Source organism: Fimbriimonadales bacterium, assembly GCA_035559795.1.
In the GTDB taxonomy this organism is placed as follows: domain Bacteria; phylum Armatimonadota; class Fimbriimonadia; order Fimbriimonadales; family ATM1; genus DATMAR01.
The window spans coordinates 39,796-59,102 of record DATMAR010000009.1; the positions used below are offsets into that span (position 1 = coordinate 39,796).

General features: G+C 46.8%; 16 protein-coding genes and 1 tRNA gene. 2 read left to right on the forward strand and 15 right to left on the reverse strand.

Annotated elements, in window-relative coordinates; genetic code table 11:
* Positions 1-63: 63 nt before the first annotated feature.
* Entirely contained in the window at positions 64-1,824 is a 1,761-nt protein-coding gene (locus VNK96_05740) for a long-chain fatty acid--CoA ligase (GenBank protein HWP31207.1), read from the forward strand.
* Positions 1,825-1,919: 95 nt separating this feature from the next.
* Here the strand turns inward: VNK96_05740 and VNK96_05745 are convergent, their stop codons facing one another.
* The 4 genes from VNK96_05745 to VNK96_05760 form a co-directional block, all read right to left on the reverse strand.
* Entirely contained in the window at positions 1,920-3,308 is a 1,389-nt protein-coding gene (locus tag VNK96_05745; protein HWP31208.1) for a VanW family protein, read from the reverse strand.
* Positions 3,293-4,687, reverse strand: a complete 1,395-nt coding sequence (gene cysS / locus VNK96_05750) for a cysteine--tRNA ligase (protein HWP31209.1) — start codon at positions 4,685-4,687, stop codon at positions 3,293-3,295. The genes VNK96_05745 and cysS overlap by 16 nt, the downstream gene beginning before the upstream one ends.
* 39 nt (positions 4,688-4,726) lie before the next feature.
* Positions 4,727-5,521 carry a hypothetical protein gene (locus VNK96_05755; GenBank protein HWP31210.1) on the reverse strand — a complete coding sequence of 265 codons (795 nt, stop codon included), beginning with the start codon at positions 5,519-5,521 and terminating at the stop codon, positions 4,727-4,729.
* Positions 5,522-5,702: 181 nt separating this feature from the next.
* Positions 5,703-7,175, reverse strand: coding sequence for an oligosaccharide flippase family protein (locus VNK96_05760; GenBank protein HWP31211.1), 1,473 nt, complete (start codon positions 7,173-7,175; stop codon positions 5,703-5,705).
* A 231-nt stretch (positions 7,176-7,406) separates the two neighbouring features.
* Here VNK96_05760 and VNK96_05765 point away from each other — a divergent pair, with 231 nt between their 5' ends.
* The gene (locus tag VNK96_05765) at positions 7,407-7,742 is read left to right on the forward strand and encodes a hypothetical protein (protein ID HWP31212.1); all 336 of its coding nucleotides are present in this window, start codon (positions 7,407-7,409) and stop codon (positions 7,740-7,742) included.
* Positions 7,743-7,844: 102 nt separating this feature from the next.
* On the opposite strand, the gene VNK96_05770 is transcribed toward VNK96_05765, so the two are convergent.
* From VNK96_05770 to VNK96_05820, 11 genes are all read right to left on the reverse strand, one after another.
* Positions 7,845-9,665: a M3 family oligoendopeptidase gene (locus tag VNK96_05770; protein ID HWP31213.1), complete on the reverse strand. Its 1,821-nt coding sequence runs from the start codon at positions 9,663-9,665 to the stop codon at positions 7,845-7,847.
* Between the two features lie 20 nt (positions 9,666-9,685).
* Positions 9,686-9,761: transfer RNA gene (locus VNK96_05775), tRNA-Arg, on the reverse strand.
* Between the two features lie 22 nt (positions 9,762-9,783).
* Positions 9,784-11,079 carry an adenylosuccinate lyase gene (purB, locus tag VNK96_05780; protein HWP31214.1) on the reverse strand — a complete coding sequence of 432 codons (1,296 nt, stop codon included), beginning with the start codon at positions 11,077-11,079 and terminating at the stop codon, positions 9,784-9,786.
* A complete protein-coding gene (locus tag VNK96_05785; protein ID HWP31215.1) occupies positions 11,072-11,635 on the reverse strand; it encodes a hypothetical protein in 564 nt (187 codons plus the stop codon). Before VNK96_05785 ends, purB begins: the two co-directional genes overlap by 8 nt.
* A 50-nt stretch (positions 11,636-11,685) precedes the next feature.
* Positions 11,686-12,216, reverse strand: coding sequence for a hypothetical protein (locus VNK96_05790; GenBank protein ID HWP31216.1), 531 nt, complete (start codon positions 12,214-12,216; stop codon positions 11,686-11,688).
* A 46-nt stretch (positions 12,217-12,262) separates the two neighbouring features.
* Entirely contained in the window at positions 12,263-13,555 is a 1,293-nt protein-coding gene (gene purD / locus VNK96_05795) for a phosphoribosylamine--glycine ligase (GenBank protein ID HWP31217.1), read from the reverse strand.
* Positions 13,552-15,003: a replicative DNA helicase gene (gene dnaB, locus VNK96_05800; GenBank protein ID HWP31218.1), complete on the reverse strand. Its 1,452-nt coding sequence runs from the start codon at positions 15,001-15,003 to the stop codon at positions 13,552-13,554. Before dnaB ends, purD begins: the two co-directional genes overlap by 4 nt.
* Positions 15,004-15,009: 6 nt before the next feature.
* Positions 15,010-15,624, reverse strand: a complete 615-nt coding sequence (gene rplI / locus VNK96_05805) for a 50S ribosomal protein L9 (GenBank protein ID HWP31219.1) — start codon at positions 15,622-15,624, stop codon at positions 15,010-15,012.
* Between the two features lie 3 nt (positions 15,625-15,627).
* Complete coding sequence (locus tag VNK96_05810) at positions 15,628-17,034, reverse strand: MlaD family protein (GenBank protein ID HWP31220.1); 1,407 nt, start codon at positions 17,032-17,034, stop codon at positions 15,628-15,630.
* Between the two features lie 98 nt (positions 17,035-17,132).
* A complete protein-coding gene (locus VNK96_05815) occupies positions 17,133-17,750 on the reverse strand; it encodes a DUF1326 domain-containing protein (protein ID HWP31221.1) in 618 nt (205 codons plus the stop codon).
* A gap of 54 nt (positions 17,751-17,804) precedes the next feature.
* Positions 17,805-19,277 carry a proteasome accessory factor PafA2 family protein gene (locus VNK96_05820; protein ID HWP31222.1) on the reverse strand — a complete coding sequence of 491 codons (1,473 nt, stop codon included), beginning with the start codon at positions 19,275-19,277 and terminating at the stop codon, positions 17,805-17,807.
* Positions 19,278-19,307: the final 30 nt, after the last annotated feature.

Sequence of the window (19,307 nt, forward strand, 5' to 3'; positions counted from 1 at the left end):
AATTGTACCTTTGGACATGTGACGCATCCTCTTAATGCCTATCGTCCGTTACAATAGAAAACAATGGAGGAGTTTCGAACTCTCCCTCAGGTTTTTTTAGAAAGTTGCGATAAATGGTCGTCCAAGCCCGCACTTTTGAAAAGGGTGCGCAACGAATTCGTTCCTATTCGATACGGCGAGATGCGCGAAAGAGTTTATGAACTCGCTCGAGGCTTTGCGGAATGCGACGTGAAAGCGGGAGACGTGGTCGCCATCATGGCGGAGAACTCGGCGGAGTGGGCGTTGGTGGATTGGGCGATTATGAGTTTAGGCGCCATCACGGTGCCTATTTATCCGACTTTGCTTTACGACCAAGTCGCTTACATCTTGAAAGACTCTTGCGCGAAAATCGCCATCGCTGGCGACAAGAAGATAGCGGAAAAACTCGAAAAAGCGGCGAACGAGAATAATCAGCCTTTGTTCACCGTGCTTATTAGCGGGGGCGGAGAGGGATTTTACGATTTAGAGCGTTTGGTGAAAGAGGGGGAAAACAGCGACTTCACGATGCAGAAATGGATCGCAAGATGTAAAGAAATACATCCAGAAGACGTTGCGACGATTATCTACACGAGTGGTACGACGGGAGAACCGAAAGGGGCTGTGCTTCCGCATAGAGCCTTTACATTTTTGTGCGAATCTATTCGCAAAAATTTACCGGTAGACCATAAAGACCGTTTTTTGAGTTTTTTACCGCTGTCTCATGTTTACGAGCGCATGGCAGGTCACTTTCTTCCGATTTCGTGTGGAGCGGAAATCGCTTACGCCGAATCTCTGCGTACGGTTGCGCAAGATATGATTTTAGCGAAACCCACTATCGTATTGACCGTTCCACGTTTTTTAGACGCAGTTCGTCATCGTATTCTCACAGCAGTCGAAGAAGGAACGGCAATCAAACGTTGGTTATTTAGAAAAGTTTTGTCGAATGGCAAAAGACGTTTAGAGAATCAGTTGCGTCCCGTCGGACTTTTCGGTGGGCTTCTCGATAAACTCGTGGCTTCGAAAGTGCGTGAACGCTTCGGGGGAAGGCTGCGTTTTATGGTGAGTGGGGGGGCTGCTCTTCCTCCTGACCTCGCAGAATTCTTCGGCGCATTCGGTATTTTGGTGTTGCAAGGATACGGGCTGACAGAAACTGCGCCTGTAATCTCCGTGAATCATCCGGGAAGAAATCGCTACGACAGCGTAGGAGAAATTTTAGAAGGTCTAGAGGTCAGGATTGCAGAGGATGGCGAGATTCTAGTTCGTGGTCCGAGCGTGATGTTGCGTTATCACAATAAACCTAAAGACACGGCGGAGGCGATAGATGAAGAAGGGTGGTTTCATACGGGCGATTTGGGTCGCATGGAAGGTAGGCGATTATGGATAACGGGGCGCAAAAAAGATATTATCGTCATGGCGAACGGAAAAAATGTGAGTCCTGAGCGCATCGAGAATTTGCTTCGTTCGAGTCCTTATGTGGATGAAGTCATGGTTATAGGCGATGATATGGATTACATCGCTGCGCTCATCGTTCCTAATTTCGAACTTTTGAAACATATATGCGAGAATAAGGGACTCGGATGCGCGCATTGGACGGAAGTCATACAATATCCGCAGGTGTTGGAACTCTATCGAGCCGAAGTAGACAAAGTGAATGCGCAGTTGTCGGATTATGAACGTGTTAAACGTTTCCGACTCGTTCCCGAGAAATGGTCACCGGAAACGGGGGAGTTGACACCGAGTTTGAAGGTGAAGCGCAAAGTGGTATGCGAGAAATATCCACAACTCATACAGGAATTGAAGCGGTAAAAAAAGCAAAGAGCACTTTCGTTACTCGATATTCGATTGGAAGGATTTAAAGCGAGAGCAGTTAAGGAATAACGAGCATAACACTCGAAATTGTTTTACTCTTCTCCGTCATCGGGCGGAGTAGTCGGTGGCTCTTCGTCCGTTCCGATAATCTCCTCTTCCTCTTTCGGTCCATAGGCGACGATGCGCGGAAAGGCTTTATATATACTAACACCCAATTTCTCCCGTTTGATTTCTTTTCCGTTTTTCCTCACGATTCTCCAAGTTACGCAGCGTCTTCCCATGCTTCCTTTTTCGATAACCTTCTTTTTCCCCGCAGGAAGAGAAGGGTCGAACACATATTTCACGCCGTTGCCCCAACTTGCGTGGTCGGTCGTGATGAGCGATACGGAAATCGTGGGGTCTTTTTTCCCTAAAATTCGGAAGGTCAATTTTCCTTTTTTCACTTCGGAAACGATAGCGATGGGAGTTTTGTAGGAATTTCGAAACACCAAATCGATGCTTCCCCAGTTCACGGTCGCATCTCTTCCAATCGGAACATAGGGGACCGGCATAGAGTGGTTCTGTCTTTTCAAAATTTCCAAATTTGCAAAGAGAACCGTGTTGTAAAGCGTGGTGCAAACCTGACAGATTCCCCCCCCGAGTCCCTGTTCATGGCGGCCTGCTACATATACAGGTGCGAGTTTGAACCCTTCGCTTCGCAAACGTTTTCCGACGGTTTCGTTGAAACTCAATTTTTCACCGGGCATGAGTATTTTTCCGTTGAGTTTGCTTGCGGCGAGGGCGATGTTAGCGCTTCGGTTGGCTTGTGAAGTCTTGAACGCAGTGGTAAATTCGCTTACCACATCCGTAATGGTATTGAGCGCTTCGCTGGGGTATCGAGGTGCTTCACGATAAAGGGGCAATTCGAATTCGTCTTTGCCATTGCGTACTGCGATGAGAATCCTCTCTCCGATTTCCTTCGTTTCCAAGCGCGTAGGGGTGATTTCGTGTTGCACGAAGATTTGACCGTCGCGATATTCCACCGATGCAGGTCTCGGTTTCGGAGTAACTCTTTCGACGAAAGCTTCTAAGAACCCATAATCCACTTTTTCGAGTTTCCAAAAGATCTCGAGTTCTTGTTGCGTGGGATCACGGTCGAGAAGTTTTCCGATGGGAGAAACGAATGGAGCCTTTTCCAGAATTTTTTCGAAATCAGGACGGATTCCCGCTCGTTCGAAAGAGATGGGTCCAGGGGGGGATGATAACAGGTGCGATTTCGGGTAAAGAAGTCGGTTTTTCTTTTGAGACCACCAAGTTATTAATTTTTCGTGTAATTCGTTTTTCGTCAATTCCCCTACAGGCATGCCCTCGAGCACCAAGCCTTTCGGGGTAACGGGTTCTTGAATCGCCACATAAGCAGCCAACCCCCCCGCGAGTGCGACGACGGGGACAATCGTGAGGAGTAGCCAAAATGCCTTGACTCTTCTTATACTTTTCTCCAAATCGTACCTTCCGTAGTATCTTCCAAAAGAATCCCTAAGTGTTTCAAATCTTCCCGAATTTTGTCGGCGAAAGCGAATTGTTTTTGTGCGCGTAATTCGTTTCTCCATTTAATAATTAACGAAAGAACTTTTTCCGTCATGCCATCTGTGAAAATTTCCTCTTTAGGCATGGTAAGACCCAGAATCTCCAAAAACCATTCGACTGCATTTCTCAAAGAATGGATTCGCTTTTCATTTTTTTTGGGATTTTCTGAAAGCAATTCGTTGATTTCTCCGATGGCTTCGTACATAACACCGATTGCGCCGGCGGTGTTGAAATCGTCGTTCATCGCATCTGTGAAACGCTGTACGTAATCTTCTGCTTTAGGTTCCTCTTCGTTTTTCCCGAGAAGGGAAGTTACGCGTTGCAAAGCGATTCGAATTCGTTCGCTCGCACTCTCGGAATCGTGCATTCGTGTTTCCGTGTATTCGATAGGACTGCGATAACTCGTTCCTAAAAGGAACAAGCGAATGCTTTGAGGAGAGAAGCGTTCCAGCACTTCCCGCGTTTCCATTACGTTTCCTTCGGATTTGCTCATCTTTTTTTCCGCGAGACGAACCGCGCCCCAATGCATCCATATTCGGGCGAATTCGGGTTTTCCGAGATAGGCTTCCGATTGAGCGATTTCGTTTTCATGGTGGGGAAACACGAGGTCCACTCCACCGGCATGGATATCGAAGTTGGGACCGAGTTCTTTCAATGAAAGGGCGGAACATTCGATATGCCATCCGGGTCTTCCTTTTCCCCATGGGCTGTCCCAACTCGGTTCGCCCGGTTTCGCCGCCTTCCAAAGTGCGAAATCCATAGGGTGTTCTTTTCTTTCGTCTACTTCGATGCGAGCACCCGCTTGCATTTCGCTAAGTTTCCTACGGCTCAACTTTCCATACTGCGGAAAAGAAAGCACACGAAAATAGACGTCACCATCTACTACATACGCCGCCCCACGCTCGATAAGTTTTTGAATCATCTCGATAATCACGGGGATGTTTTCCGTTACATAGACCCATTTAGCGGGTCTGACACCGAGAGCCGTCAAATCTTCGAGATACATTTTTGAGTATTTTTTGGCGACTTCTTCCGGAGGGATTCCTTCTTCTTTGCTTTTTCTAATGATTTTGTCGTCGATATCCGTGAAGTTTTGGACGAAATTCACTTCGTAACCGAGATATTCGAACCAGCGTCGGATGACATCGAAAAGAACCGCCCCCCTCATGTGCCCGAGATGCGAGGGCGCTTGCGGAGTTAAGCCACAAGCGTAAATAGAAACTCGCCCCGGGTCGCGTGGAACGAAATCCACTATGGAACGAGAAAGAGAATCGTAAATTCGCAATTTAGACATCGATAGACTTAGCACTCGCCATACTATAAAGTCCGATTATTATAGCCCACCGAGACCTTTTAAAATGTCTTGGTAATACGTTCCACCCGAAGACGGTGTCTCTACGTAAAGTTTATAGACATTCGGCTCATTGTATTTTTTGCAGAGTTGGTCAACTCGTTCGTTCGTGAATTTCACTCGCTCGTCTATTCTGGAGTAACTCGAGTTCAGCATGCTCATAAGTGCAGACAAATCTTCTTTTGCTAAGGCATTCATGATTTCTTGTGTCATCTCCATCATCGCGAGTAGTGCTCTGTCGTACTCTTGCGCAATTGGCTGCGCTTCGGTCGGTGGTGGAAGTTTATGAAACTCTCGAATTAATTCGCGAAATTCGGGAACGAGGCTCGAAATCTCTTGGCTTGCGGTATTTTTCCTTCGTTCGGCATCTGCTTCCAGTTCCTCTATATCCGTGAAAGTTCCCGGTTTTATCGATAATGCTTTCTCGACCAATTCTCCTGCGAGTTTGCGATTCATTTCTTCTCGCTTCATATCCACTCGTTTTAGATGACGAAGCCAGTTTCGCAAATCATCCGGCATTCGAGAACCTTCCAACGCAAGCATAGGGTCGTCTCTTTTTCCCGCGACTCCTAATCGAGGAGTTTCCGAAGAAGACTCTCCAACAACGGTTTTGGGTTGTTCCATTTCTTTGGGGCTCGCTAAAAGCGGCGCAGGCAACTTGCTTGCCGTGCTCAACGAATTGGTGTCGTTTGTTTTTCCAAAAAGACGAAATCCGCCCAAACTCTGAACTGTGAATGCCAATATGCCCAATATCAACAAACCCACAAATAGAGGCACCCAGTTCGGAACTCGTTTGGCGCTACCCGACTTAAGTGCAGTTCCGCAATAAATGCAAAACGGAGCCTCCTGGTTTAGTTGGGCATGGCATTTGGGGCATATGGGTGCCATAGTCACTTTATAGTCTCTCCTATTTTAAGACGTTTCGATCGCCCTCTCTATAGAGGTTTTTAGCCTGGGCTTAGGTGGCTCGGAGCATTTCTTTCCATCCGCTCGGTCGGAAAAGGGCTTTATAACCGATGCCCATCATTCTTCCACATAAAGGCAGGAAAACGAAGGCGTATACAAGGGAAACGACTAAGAGACGGACTAATGGCATTGCATCGAAAACTTTCGAATACAAAACTGCGGCGCTTGCGAGTGAAGCCAGTCCACATGCGATTATCGAAGGTAGGAGCGCTTCGACGACGGATAAAAAGGAAATTCTAAAAGCAAACGCGGCAAGGGTGAGTGCGAGCATTCCCGAAACCGCATAAAAAACTGCTGTTATTACCGAGGGGGTGAGAGCATCTCCCGGAAGCATGGGATAAAAGGAAAGCAGGGCGATGCCCATAAAGAAAGTAATCCACCAAGTAATGGAAGCATATTGCGGTACACCAGAGGCTTGCATTGCGTTCGTGCAGATATAAGTGAATGTTCTCACCAATACGGCGAAACAGAGCCATTTTGCAGGGGTGATTGCATCGTTCCAATTTGGACCTAAGAGGAGAGGAACGAGGTCTTGTGCAACTAAAATTAACCAAGTGAGAGTCGCCGTGCTCAACAAACTGATAGCACGCAGGGAGCGGAGGAAGATACTTTGCAATTTTTCTGCGTTTTCATGCGCGGCGACGGCAATGGGGCGAAACAAGGTCCAATTTGCGGCGTGGGCGATGACAGAGGTGGGGGTCGTTACATTCCATGCCATGCGAAATAAACCGACCCCCCCCTCTCCGATGCGCTTTCCTAAAATGACGAAGTTGATTTGTTCCAAAGAACTTGCAGGGATGTTCGAAAGAAGGATTGCCAGTCCACGAGTCGCCAAAATTTTTCCGATCTCACGAGAGTAAGAGAACTTCGGAAGATAAGGGGAAAAGATATTGAAGAGCAGAGCGATGCCGAGATAACGAGCGAAGTACATGGCAACGAGTGCCCAAACACGAGATTGGGGGGGGAGCACGATGGCAGCCACGATGGCGATGACTGCGCTGAGGATGAAAGGAATTGCTTCTGCAATCGCCTTTTCGCGCAAACGTTCTTGTCGAAGAAGAGTGGAATGAGGAACGATGCGAAAACTGTCTATGAGATGAGTGAAAGCCAAAACCGTGAGAATCGGAGAAAGAATGGGTGCATCGAAGAAGACTGCGGCAAATGGCGCAAGGAAGATCAACGCTAATGTGAACAAGACACCCGGAATTACGGAAAGCCAGAAAGCGGTATGACGTGCCGCTTCTTCATCGCCGTGATAGGCGACGAAGGCTTGCGTGATCCCTCCATAGCGCAGCATTTCGCAGAACTGGACTGTTCCTATTGCGATGGCAATCACACCGAAATCCTCTTTAGAGAGGAATCGGGCGAGGACGATGGTGGCGAGGAATGCAGTGCCGTTTTGTGCAAGCAGCCCTACCACCTGCCATAGAAAGCCGGAGATTGTCCTGCGTTTGGTCGTGCTCAATTCTGTCTATTTTTGCTTATCTGCCTTACAACGCATAGAGAGGGATCGAGAGAAACTTTTATCGCGCCTTACAGCGCTCCTACGATTTTCGCGTCTTACAGCGCTACTACGGTTTTCGCGCCTTGCGGCGCTCCTACGGAGGCTAAAACGTCATTTTTATAAATACTTCATTGTTTTCGGAAAAAGTTCGATACAATAGGAGGTAGGAAGCCTTCCTAAAAGGGGGAAGATATGACACGAACTCTCGTTTTGTTCGGTCGCTGCACCGGTGTGAGCCTATGTGCGGAGGATGCTCAGGTCACCGTGCCGTGGAAAGAGGCGTTCAATTTTCACTATTGCGCAGAGCATATAGGGGCAGGTGAATACGAAAACGCGGTTGTGATTCCCATTAACTCCACCCCTGGATGCGGACGCAACGCCGCGGTGAGATTGTCAGTCGACCATACATGTACGACTTTCCGTGGATTCAAAGTCCGATTGTGGCAAGACGGTGAAAGTCAAGAAGATATAGGCCCAATTGATTTCGATTGGGTTGCTTTCATCCCATGTGCTGAATCACTGACTTAAAAAATAACGAACTATTAGATTGATAGGGTAGAAGCAACGCACTCGAAGGCGGTGACTCGTAAGCGCTATTTAGATTCGTTATTTGTATTTCGGAAGGTGCAATTACGTTTGCTTCGAATACTCCGACCAAAGTCCTTCGAATTCTGAAAGGAGTTTTTCCAAGACTGTGAACCCCCCCTTCCAAAATTCTCGGTCTTGCAGATTTACGCCGACGACGTCCATGAGTTCTTGCGGTGATTTAAATCCGCCGAGAGAGAGCAATTCGATATATTTGTCTGCAAATTTCGGTCCTTCTTGTTTCGCGCGTTGATATAGAGAAAGTACGAGCAATTCACCGAACGAATAGGCATATACGTAAAACGGCAAGAAAACGAAATGAGGAATGTAACTCCACCAAGTTCGATGCTGATGACCGAGTTTCACGGAATCTCCGAACATTTCTTGCATGAGAGTTTGCCAAAGTTCGTGAATTTCTTCGGGAGCGAGTTCCCCTTGTTCTCTTCGCTTTCTATGACAAGCCTGTTCGAAGCGGTACATGGTTGCTTGTCGAAAAATAGTCGCAAAAATCCCTTCGATTTTTTCTCCGTAAAGCGCTAATTTGTCTCGGAGATTCGCTTTCTCGACTAAAGCATCGAAGACGAGCATTTCGCCGAACGTGCTCGCTAATTCTGCCAAAGGAAGAGTGGGATGGAAATTGAAGAGGCTTTGCTTGCGCGAGAAATATCCATGCACACCATGACCCAACTCGTGAGCGAGCGTCATCACGTCATCCAATTTGTTCATGTAACTCATGAAGACGACCGGATGAGTGTCGGGAGTATTGCTCGAGCAGTATGCCCCCCCGCTTTTTCCCATTCTCGGTTCGGCATCAATCCAATTCTTTTCGAAGAATTCCTTTGCCGCTTCGGAGATTTTTTCGGAAAATCTCCGAAATGCATCCAACACGATTTGTTTAGCCTCGTCCCATGGAACCGTTTGCTGTGTAGAAAACAGCGGAGCATAGCGGTCTATGTGAGTCATTTCCTTCAAACCGAGGATATCGCGTTTGACGTGATAATAACGCGAGACCATCGGATAGTTTTCCTTACACAGGTTCACGACGAGTTCCACTACATCGCGGTCTAACTCGTTGGCAAGATGTCGGCTTGCTTCCGGATATTTGTAGCCACGCATTTCGTCTTCGATTTTTTTATCGAGAAGCAAGGTGTTGTACGTGAACACCAGTGTGCGTTCCAAAGAATTCAATCCTTCGGAAAGTGCATCGGCGGCGGCTTGGCGAACCGTTCTATCCGGGTCTCGTAGTTTGTCCAGCACTCCTTCTAAATTGAGCTGTTCGGTGTCTCCGGTTGTCGGATTCTTGTAAAGAAAAACGTGGTTAGAAAGGATCTCGTCGTGGAATCTCACCCATGCGCGTTTGCCCGTGTTTGACACCTTTTCCAGCACGATCTCCTCTTTTTCAGAAAGGCGATAAGGTGCAAACATGCGCGTCTTTCGAATGTAATGTGCATAGTTTTCTAAAATCGGTTCGAGGAGCAATTTTTCGATGTGATTTTCGTCTGCGGCTTGCAGTTCTAATTCGAAGAAGAGAAGTTTGACTTGAATCTCGCTTGCCCGCTCTCTTATCCTTTGGAGAAATGCTCCTAATTTAGGGTCTCCTGTATTCGTGGAAAAGACAAGTTCTGCATAGGAGAGTGGTTTATGCAATTCGTTGTAAATGGATTCGATTTCGCGTGTCGCTTCGAGCAAGAGATTCGGTGTGAGTTCTGGGCTTACGATTTTTCCGTAATATTTTCGAACGAATTCGTCAGCTCTTTTTTCGACTTCTTTTAAAGTTTTTTCGATTCTCTCGTCTTCGATGCTTTCGAAAAGCGCACTGAGGTCCCAACGCACTTTCGGATACGACTGTTCGATTACCGTACTCATGAATATCCTCCAAGAAAAAATGGTGCCCTCGGAGGGACTCGAACCCCCGACGCCTTCCTTAGGACGGAAGCGCTCTATCCCCTGAGCTACGAGGGCAATTTTGCTAAACGATTATACTCTAATCGAAAATGCCGACCGCGCGAAGAGTGTGTTCGACATGACGCAAGTGATGATTCAAATCGAAACATTCTGTAATTTCTTCAGGATTCAAAAGGGAAACGACATCCGGGTCGCTCTCGATGCTTTTTCGAAAATCTTCTCCTTCCCATGCTTTGGCTGTGTTTCGTTGCACCACACGATAAGCCTCCTCTCGAGACATGCCTTTTCGAATCAACGCAATCATAACGTGTTCGCTGAAAACTAAATCCCCTAAGATATTTAAGTTCTCTCTCATTTTCTCCGGAAATACTCGCAACCCAGAAAGAATGTTTTTCAATCGAAGAAGCATAAAATCAATGAGGTGGAATGTGTCCGGAAGAACGATTCTTTCGACGCTGGAATTCGTGAGATCGCGTTCGTGCCAGGTTGTAATACATTCCAACATTGCCGAGACATTTCCTCGCACGACACGCGCGAGTCCACAAATCGTTTCGCTGTGCCATGGATTTCTTTTATGCGGCATAGCACTGCTACCGGTTTGGCCAGCCGCGAACTCTTCTTGAACTTCTAAGATTTCTGTCCGCTGCAGATTGCGCAATTCCGTTGCGAATTTTTCCAAACTGCCTGCGAGAATTCCAAATGCGCAAAACAAACTCGCATAGCGGTCTCGAGAAACAATTTGAGTAGATGCTGGGTCAGGTTCGAGCCCGAGAATTTCGCAAACCTCTTTCTCTATTTCTGGTCCTAAAATGCCGTGCACACCGACCGCGCCGCTGATTTTTCCGACAGAAAGTTCTTTTTCAGCGCGTTGCAATCTTTCTTCCGAGCGATTGAGTTCTGCAAACCAATTTGCCAATTTGAATCCGAATGTAATCGGTTCTGCATGAACTCCGTGAGTTCGTCCAATCATCGGTGTATCGGCGTATTCTTTCGCTAAACGTCGTATTTCCGTTCGTAAACTGGATAGGGAAGAGAGGACTTGTTGGGTGGAACGTTTTATCAAAAGCGCATTCGCAGTATCGATAACGTCATAGGAAGTTACGCCGAAATGAATGTAACGTCCTTCTTTTCCGACATTCTCCTCCAGATTGCGCACGAATGCCATGAGGTCATGTCTTGTTTCTTTTTCTAATTCTGCTATTCGTTCGAGGTCGAACTTTGCGCGCTTGCGCAGAATCTCTGTAGTTCCGGGAGGAATAAGTCCGTGCTTTTCACAAACCTGTGTGATAGCCAACTCGACTTCCATCCAAGTTTGCACTTTGCTTTCTGGCGACCAAATCGCCGAGATGCCTGGTGTTTGGTAGCGTTCAATCAATCGGGATCCCCACTCCTCGTAGAGAAAATTCGAAAGGTAACTTCGAAAGTGACAAAGCGAAATCGGGATTTATGGAATTGCACATTTCGATTTGGCTTCCATCTTTGGCAATGACACATATACCTTGCTTCCCGTCGAGCCATTTCAATGCGATATGGTGTGGCCCTCCTTTTTTATTCTTATGCTGAACTTCCACTCGCCATCCTTGCTCACGCTGGAATACAGTATAACTCCTCGAAACGTCGTATTGCGATACCCTTTCGACAGTGCGTAATTGACGAAGTTCGAATAAACTCAACCGACGCGGACGCTCGATAACCGCACGACCTTTTAGAAGTTTCAGACTCCTCATTCCTAAAGAAAGAGTAACAATCGTCGCAGCCCCACGATTGGCGAAGCAAAAAGCATCTGTCAAAAGTTGCTGTGCTTCGATGGTAAGTTTCTTTGCTTCCGTTACGCTTGCAAGTGCGGAAAGCAAGTCATCGGGGGATGCCCCCGACGTTTTTCGCGCGAGAAGCAGAGAACGCCAGTGTTCGAGTTCGATTTCGTTAACCATAAATTTCAACGAATTCTTTTTTAATATCCGAAAATCCGACTTGTGTCGTTTTATGTATGACTGTTCAGGGATTCTTTATGTAGCAATTTCAATGCCTTTTTGTGGTTTTGTCGAACGGTGAGAGTTTTCAGCATTTGCATTTCGCTGATTTTCTGAAAGGAAAAACCGAGCCAGTAGTAAAGATAGAGCGTGTCTCTTAAAAGAGGTTCTTTGATTTTTTCGACTGTAAAGGTCGTTGGGACCGGTGAATGATGGATAATTTTCGTTATATTCGTAAGATTCGGCCTTCCGTTTTCCCCCCCTTTGCGAGTCGAATTCCTGGATTCCACGAAACGTTCTGCTTCGTAGCAAGCAGCGAGCGCAACGATTCTCGCACGGTCGTAATCGAGATTCGTGTTTTCCGCGGCAACCCTGAAGACGTCTCTCGGGGATCGAAACCGTTTAACGACCCTATTATATAATTCTTTCCCGTCTAATCCATAAATTTCTGCTGCAGTGTGAATCACCGCAAAATGACGATTGCAAATAAGGCTATCCGCACCATTCGTCACTAAAGCCTGTTTCGTCTTCGGTTTGTTCAAAACTCCTTTTTCCCTACGTATAAAAGAGACGGGATATGCCTCGCCTTTATCTTAGCCGGTTCAATCCCACTGCATTCTCCATTGCTGTAGTGCCAATATCTTTCCGATAACGCCAAGGCTTGGGGAATTTTCCTTCGATAGCGTTATAAACCTTGTCAGCCGCATCCCTTGGAGATTCACCCATCCCTACGATATTGAGGACCCTTCCCCCTGTGTTCACGAGTTTGTTATTTTTTCTTTCCGTTCCAGCGTGAAAGACGAGAAAGTCTTTCAAAGGAGACAAATCGGGAAGTTCGATTCCTTTCGGATATTCGCCAGGATAACCTTCTATAGCAATAACGATACATGCGCAAGCCAATGGCGAAACTTTTAGAGAGGGCAACTCTCGGCTGCAAGCTGCGTTTTCGAGAAGAGTTGCAAAGTCGTTTTCGATTCGCGGAAGAATCGCTTGAGTTTCAGGGTCTCCGAATCGAACGTTGTATTCCAATGCTTTCGGACCTTCTTCGGTAATCATAAGCCCTGCATAAAGCGTTCCGATAAACGGGGTTTCTTCTCGAGACATTTTTTCGAGAACCGGACGAATAAACAACTCTCCGAGTTTGCTCTGAACTTCTTCTGAAAGTTCTTCTACGGGTGAATAGGCGCCCATCCCCCCCGTATTCGGTCCTTTACCTCCTTCGTACGCGGATTTATAATCACGAGAAGAAGGTAAAAGAAGGTAGTCTTTTCCATTGCAAATCGCTTGAAGACTCACTTCAGGTCCGTATAAACGTTTTTCGATGACGATGGTTTCTCCTGCACTTCCGAATTCCTTTTGCAACAGCATTCTCGCCACCGCGTTCAAGGCTTCTTCTTTCGATTCGCATACGATTGCTCCTTTACCGAACGCTTCTCCGCTCGCTTTAACGACTAATTGATGTCCTTTTGCAAATTCCGAATATACATAACTTTTTGCAAGTTCGTAACGAGTGAACACCTCGAATTCTGCAGTTGGGATACCCTCCTCTTGCATTAGTGTTTTAGCGTAGGCTTTATTTCCTTCGATTTGCGCGGCTCGTCGCGAAGGTCCGTAGACGGATATCCCGACTTCACGGAGCGTATCTGCTACTCCTGCAATCAACGGGGATTCGGGTCCGATTACTGCTAATGTAATTTCTTCTTTTTGGCAAAGTTCTTTTAAACCTTCGTGGTCTAAAGCAGAGATAGGAAAACACTGAGCGATTTCCGCAATTCCCGCATTTCCCGGTGCGGCGATAATTTTCTCGACGACAGCGGATTGGGACAATTTCCAAACGAGGGCATGTTCACGGCCGCCAAAACCGACAACGAGGACTCTCATACTTCTCTTGCTCGCTCGGTAAACAACGTAAAAACAGGTTGGAAATGGAACGTGATCCTGCCGGTAGGTCCGTTTCTGTTTTTTGCGATTTCGACCTCTACGGGAACGACCCGGAATGGGTCTTGCGGTTCAGGGGGGGGAGGTGGAAGGACTTCTTCCTCTCCGTCTTCTTCGTTTTCTGGATCCCGAGAGTACAAATCTTCGCGATAGAGCAGCAATACGACATCGGCATCTGCCTCGATAGAACCGGATTCTCGCAAATCGCTGAGTAAGGGGCGTTTGTTTCTCCTCTTTTCGGGTGCGCGTGTGAGTTGCGAAAGTGCGAGAATGGGTGTGTCGAGTTCTTTTGCGAAGATTTTCAAAGACCTTGCGATATCCGTAATTTGCTGTACGCGGTTTTCCGTTTTGAAGGGGGGGCGCATCAATTGAAGATAGTCTACGACCACTAACCCTAAATCTCCTGTTTCCGCCTTGAGCCGTCTACATTTCGCCCGGAGTTCGAATGGGCTCAAATCAGAAGTGTCATCGATATAAAGTCTTAAAGGATAAAGTCTTTCGCATGCCGTAACGAGTTTATTGTAATGTTCGTCGTCTAAATGACCGGAATAACTCATGATTTGAGAATCTACTCTCGCCGTCGTGCATAAAATTCTCCTCACGATTTCCCTTTCCGACATTTCCATGGTGAATAAAGCAACCGTTCGCTCTTCTTTTTCCGCGATGCTCATCGCGATGTTCAAAGCCAAAGACGTTTTTCCGACCCCTGGTCTCGCAGCCAGGATAACGAGATTCCCAGGATAAAGACCCGTTAATTTTTTGTCTAAAGATTTGAAACCTGTATGAAGCCCGCGTATCGGCTCGTTCGTTTCGTAGATCCTATCTATATCCTTGAAATATTCGGCAGTGGCGTCGGCAAGAGAAGAAAAATCTTTACGGACAGTTCTTTGCGTTACTTCGAAGATTCTTCTCTCGGATTGGTCTATTTTTTCTTGTATGTCTGTTTCAGGGTCGTGAATGAGGCTAATGATTTCATGTGCAGCATTTTGAAGACCGCGCAGTATGGCAAGGTCTTTGACGATTTGAGCATAGTATTCCGCGTTAGATGCAGATGGTACGGTTTCTGCGATTTGCACTAAAATTTCTTGTCCGCCGATTTGTTCCAGAATCCCGCGCGCGGTGAGTTCTGCAAGTACTGTAACGACGTCTATTTGCCGCAAACTTTTGTTCACGGCAAGCATTGCTTTGAAAATTTCACGATGAATGGGGTTGTAAAAGTCGTTCTCGTTGAGAATGGAAATCACTCTGTCAGCCATTTCAGGGCTTAGCAGCATAGAACCTAAAGCCGCTGCCTCTGCTTCGTCGTTATGAGGCGGAACTGCGTCTTTTAAAGTCGTGCTTACGACTGCTTTCGATGATGCGGGAGTGCGAGTGGCTTTAAATTCCGGCACATTACATTATTCGCTTAATTTCGCCTTCTGAGTTTTCTGCGAACGCGTTCGTTTAGGTTTTTCTTCCGACACCTTTTCCACGACTTCTTCACTCTCTGTCGAAATTCCTTCCGAAGATGCCGATTCTGCGGCTTGAGGAGCCGCTTCTTCCAATTCGATGCCTAATCTTCCTTCTTCGTCCGTTACTTCTAATCGAACAACCGCATCCACATCTTGATGTAGGTCTATGAGAACCTCATGAACGCCAATTCTTTTTATAGGATGGAGAAGAGCGACCATCTTCTTGTCCACTGCTACGCCTAACTGTTCTTTGATTGCCTCGGCGATGTCTGCTGAAGTTACGGCTCCGAATAGCTTCGTCGAGCCTTTTGCGGTTTTCCCCACTATCCGTATAGTTTGCCCGTTAATCTTTTCCGCGGCTTGTAGGGCACTTGCACGTGTTTTTTCGATTTCCATAGCCATTTTCGAGCGGCGTCTTTCTAATTGTGCAAGTGCTGCTTTATCGGCGAGAATCGCCAAACCTTTCGGAAACAAAAAGTTCCTTGCGAAACCGTCGGCAACTGTTACGACATGACCCTCTTTGCCGATCTTCGGAATCGTCTGCGTCAATATCACCTTCATTCTTTACCTTTTCACTCCTATTCCTATTTGCGGTTCGTTCTCTTTGAAAAACTTATTCACACCGAACCAAGCGTACCAATCACCTTTGAAATACAGGCGTGCTCGTACATTGAATTGTAAGTCATTCGGGTCGAATAAGTCTCCCGTTAGAACGAAGCGCGACCAGGGATTCCAGTCTACCCCGAGACCTGGCTTCGATGCATAAATGCCGTAACGAAGAGTGGCAGGTCCGAATTTTTGCCCATATTGAAGGCTCAATCGGTCAGTTTCCGTTACGTCATACACTCCCGCATACACCAACGCACCTGGCCGAATAGGATAGGAGACATGCAAATCCGTTTGGAAATTCGCGGTTTCGAGGTTGCGCGAGGTTTCTAAATTAATTGTCGCTGTCGGGACTACTCCGAGACCTGGAAGTTTCAGTTTTTCTATAGTGTCTTGCAGTTTTTCCAACAGTTTTTTTGCTTCGGCGGCAACTTCGCGAGCGTCATCCATGAGTGCACTCGCTTTTTCTGTTACGACTTTTCCGTCTTCGGTGATTTCTTTAATTTTTTCGGTGATTTCGATACCCGAACGACTAATGCTTTCGGTATTGGCGATCGTCGCTTTGAGCGATTGCTGCATCTCTGGGTCTGTTACCAATTCGTTTACACTGGTAATCAATTCCTCCGTTTTTTTCACGCTCTGGTCGAGGGAGGCGAGGATTCCTTTAATTTTTGGTTTCAATTCGGGGTCGCTTACGAGTTCGTTGACCGCTAATACTCCTTGCCGCATTTCTCGAATTGTCTCTGACATATCTTGGAGTGCATTGCGAATCGCCGGACGGTTTTCTGCAATCACGCCGCGAGTCTCTCGCAGTAAGGTGTTGAGTTCTACAAGCGAGGTATCAGCGCTCGCAACTACGCTCTCCAATCTTTTTCTGAGTTCTTTATCTCCTAAAATTTCTCGCAGCGCCTCTAAGTTTGCATTCAATGCATCGAATGTGCCCGTTGCTTCCGGAAGATAACTCTCGACGAAGGAAGCCTTTTTGCCTGATAGCACCCCTCCCACTGGTAGTCGTCCTGCCTTTATTCCTTTTTCCGAGACGATTTCGATTTGTTGTTGACCGATTCCGAACAAACTCGTGGGGATAAGGACTTTCGCGTCTCGCGGTATGAATGTTCCTTTTTTGAGCGCAAGAGTCATTTGGACGTCGGTAGGGCTTTTCAATTCGACTTTGTCCACCATCCCAACGTCTACTCCCGCTAACCAGACGACAGCGCCTTCCTCGATTCCGTAAGCGTTTTCGAAGTGAACATAGTAGCGCTCTGTTTCGCTTTTAAAAAGACTTTCACCTACGAAAGAATAACCGAGTACTAAAAGAACAACGAAAACGACAACCAACAGCCCGACTTTCCATGCATTTCGCATAAAAGGACCTCCTATTACTTTTATTAGGACGTTTTATTTGCGTCTCGTGATTTATCTCACGATTTATTCATCTCACGTACGCAACCTTAGTAATGACTTTACCAGTGAAAAGAACCGACAAAGGCCGCTCGTTCGTCCATACGCACCCAGCGTTCCTCGAGTACGTTTTCGTGTAGAGTCTGCTTTTCCACTGTAGCAATTTCAGACTCCACACCCGGTGAGAGAGGTCTATACCAAAGAACCCCTGGCATAGTACAGGATGTGCATTCACGGAAGGTAATCAAAGCATCATAGACAGGCTTTCGCGAGTCCTTTACACGAACGGAAATTTCGTTATTGTCTGTCGTTAGAACGATTTCTGCATCTCGCACATCTTGGAGATTGTTCGTGTAATTTCCTAATTGTTTTTGCAACAATTGGATGAGCGCTTGCTTTTTAGAGGGAGAGCTTGCGCCATCGAGAAAGAGGATGCTTTTTGTAGGCTTTTGAAAGACTAAATTCTCCTCACTATTTACGAGTAACGCCGCTTTCACACCACTCAAAGAAATTCCCTGATACGAGCCGGATTCCACTTGAAAAATTGCGACAGCAGAACGTCCGTCCGTCATCATCTCTCCGCTGTAATGGCATGGACCTGCGAAGATCGAGCAGGTTCTCATTTCGATATACGTTCCCGAAATACCGAGAGTGGATGCTGCAAGTAGGGTGCTGATCATTTTTTACCTCCGATAACTTTGTTAGTATTATACAGACATTTGTACATTTCTTAGCTATTTCCCTAAAAATCTCGCCACTTCGGAATAGGGATTGAAAGGGTCAGAGAGTTCAATCACGTTCTGACGGTCGAGATAAACGGCATCCCATTCAATCCAATAACTCGCTTTTCTCCCGGTGAGCAAATATTTCACTAATTGTCCTCTTCCATAAGCGCGAGTGTTGCGAGGAGGCTCTGTCATCGCGTTTACTATTGAGAGTTCGTCTGTGATTTCGAACGCATCCCCCATTTCAACGAGTGCCTGATGAAGGCTTTTTTTGGGGTCGAGATTATGATATTCCAAATCAATCGAATGCAAAGCATCGTTCCCCCAATCGAGTCCTTGGTCTTCGATGTATTGTTCTACGATTCGCTTCTTCGCAACCCAGTCGAGCTTCTTATAAAGTTGCATGGGGTTTTTCTCTAATTGGTCGAGAGTTTCGCGCCAATTATCCAATATCCAGTTCGTGTCATCATCCCTTCCTCGGAATGCTTCGGCGATCTTTAAGTATTCACGGTGTAAATCCACTGCACGAATCGTGTCTCCATTCTCCAAAGTTACAATCCAGCGATAGGTTTGGTCTCTACTTACGCTACGCAATGTTTCGAGAGGGTCGAGCAAACGAAAACGGGGGGGTATCAAGTTATTTTCTATGCAATCCAAAATTAGGCAAGTCGTGCCGATCTTGAGAGCGTAAGCAAATTGCATTTGATTCGGCTCCCCGAATAGTAAATGAAGGCGTGTCGTGTTACCGTAACTGTAAAATGCTTCCCATTTGGGGTTGATAAGCGCTCGGTTGAAACGAACGCGGCTCGCGATTGTCTTTACGATGTGGTCAGCGCGCTGACTGAGTTGAAAGGGGACGCTGCTGTCAGGACGAACGGAATAGATGTTCGTTACCCATATATAATCTACTGGGTTTCGTGAAAATTCTTTCACGTTAGGTCTCGTTCCTGTGTATTCGATTCTATGCCCCCCCACTCTCCCAGCGCCTGCATAGATTTGACGCGTTGCGAGAAATGGAAACAAATCGTAAACCGATTCGCTCAAAAATTTATCCTCTGTACGAACTAAATAATTTTCATGGCAACCGAACGTGTGACCTCCGAAGTGGTCCACACTGTTGTTATAGAAACTCGCCATTTCCGAAAGATTGAGTTCTTTCAGGGCTCGCACTAAGAGCCTTTGCCCTGCACGATCCGAAGCAATCAAATCGGAAAGGGAACGGCATTCGGGTGTGGCATACTCTTCATGCGAACCGACGGCGTCCACATAAAGCCTTCCTCCATTGATGAGGAATCCACCGCTGAAAGCCGGTTCGAAGGCTTCGTCTCTCGGATGGAGGTCGAGCGCGCCTAACCGCTGCTCGTGAAAGATGTAATCCTTCACAGCCTCGACGACGCCTTCGTAAGTCAATGGGGAATCCGGGTCTACGAAGCACCCGAACTCCGTTTCGACGCCGAAGATGCGGTTCATTCCTTCGGTCATGTTCTTATAATACGCCTCTTTTTTAAGGAT

Coding starts and splice junctions, on each gene's coding strand:
- VNK96_05740 (HWP31207.1), top strand. CDS start 64: ATGGAGGAGTTTCGAACTCTCCCTCAGGTTTTTTTAGAAAGTTGCGAT.
- cysS (HWP31209.1), bottom strand. CDS start 4,687: ATGTCTAAATTGCGAATTTACGATTCTCTTTCTCGTTCCATAGTGGAT.
- VNK96_05765 (HWP31212.1), top strand. CDS start 7,407: ATGACACGAACTCTCGTTTTGTTCGGTCGCTGCACCGGTGTGAGCCTA.
- VNK96_05770 (HWP31213.1), bottom strand. CDS start 9,665: ATGAGTACGGTAATCGAACAGTCGTATCCGAAAGTGCGTTGGGACCTC.
- VNK96_05785 (HWP31215.1), bottom strand. CDS start 11,635: ATGGTTAACGAAATCGAACTCGAACACTGGCGTTCTCTGCTTCTCGCG.
- purD (HWP31217.1), bottom strand. CDS start 13,555: ATGAGAGTCCTCGTTGTCGGTTTTGGCGGCCGTGAACATGCCCTCGTT.
- rplI (HWP31219.1), bottom strand. CDS start 15,624: ATGAAGGTGATATTGACGCAGACGATTCCGAAGATCGGCAAAGAGGGT.
- VNK96_05810 (HWP31220.1), bottom strand. CDS start 17,034: ATGCGAAATGCATGGAAAGTCGGGCTGTTGGTTGTCGTTTTCGTTGTT.
- VNK96_05815 (HWP31221.1), bottom strand. CDS start 17,750: ATGATCAGCACCCTACTTGCAGCATCCACTCTCGGTATTTCGGGAACG.
- VNK96_05820 (HWP31222.1), bottom strand. CDS start 19,277: ATGACCGAAGGAATGAACCGCATCTTCGGCGTCGAAACGGAGTTCGGG.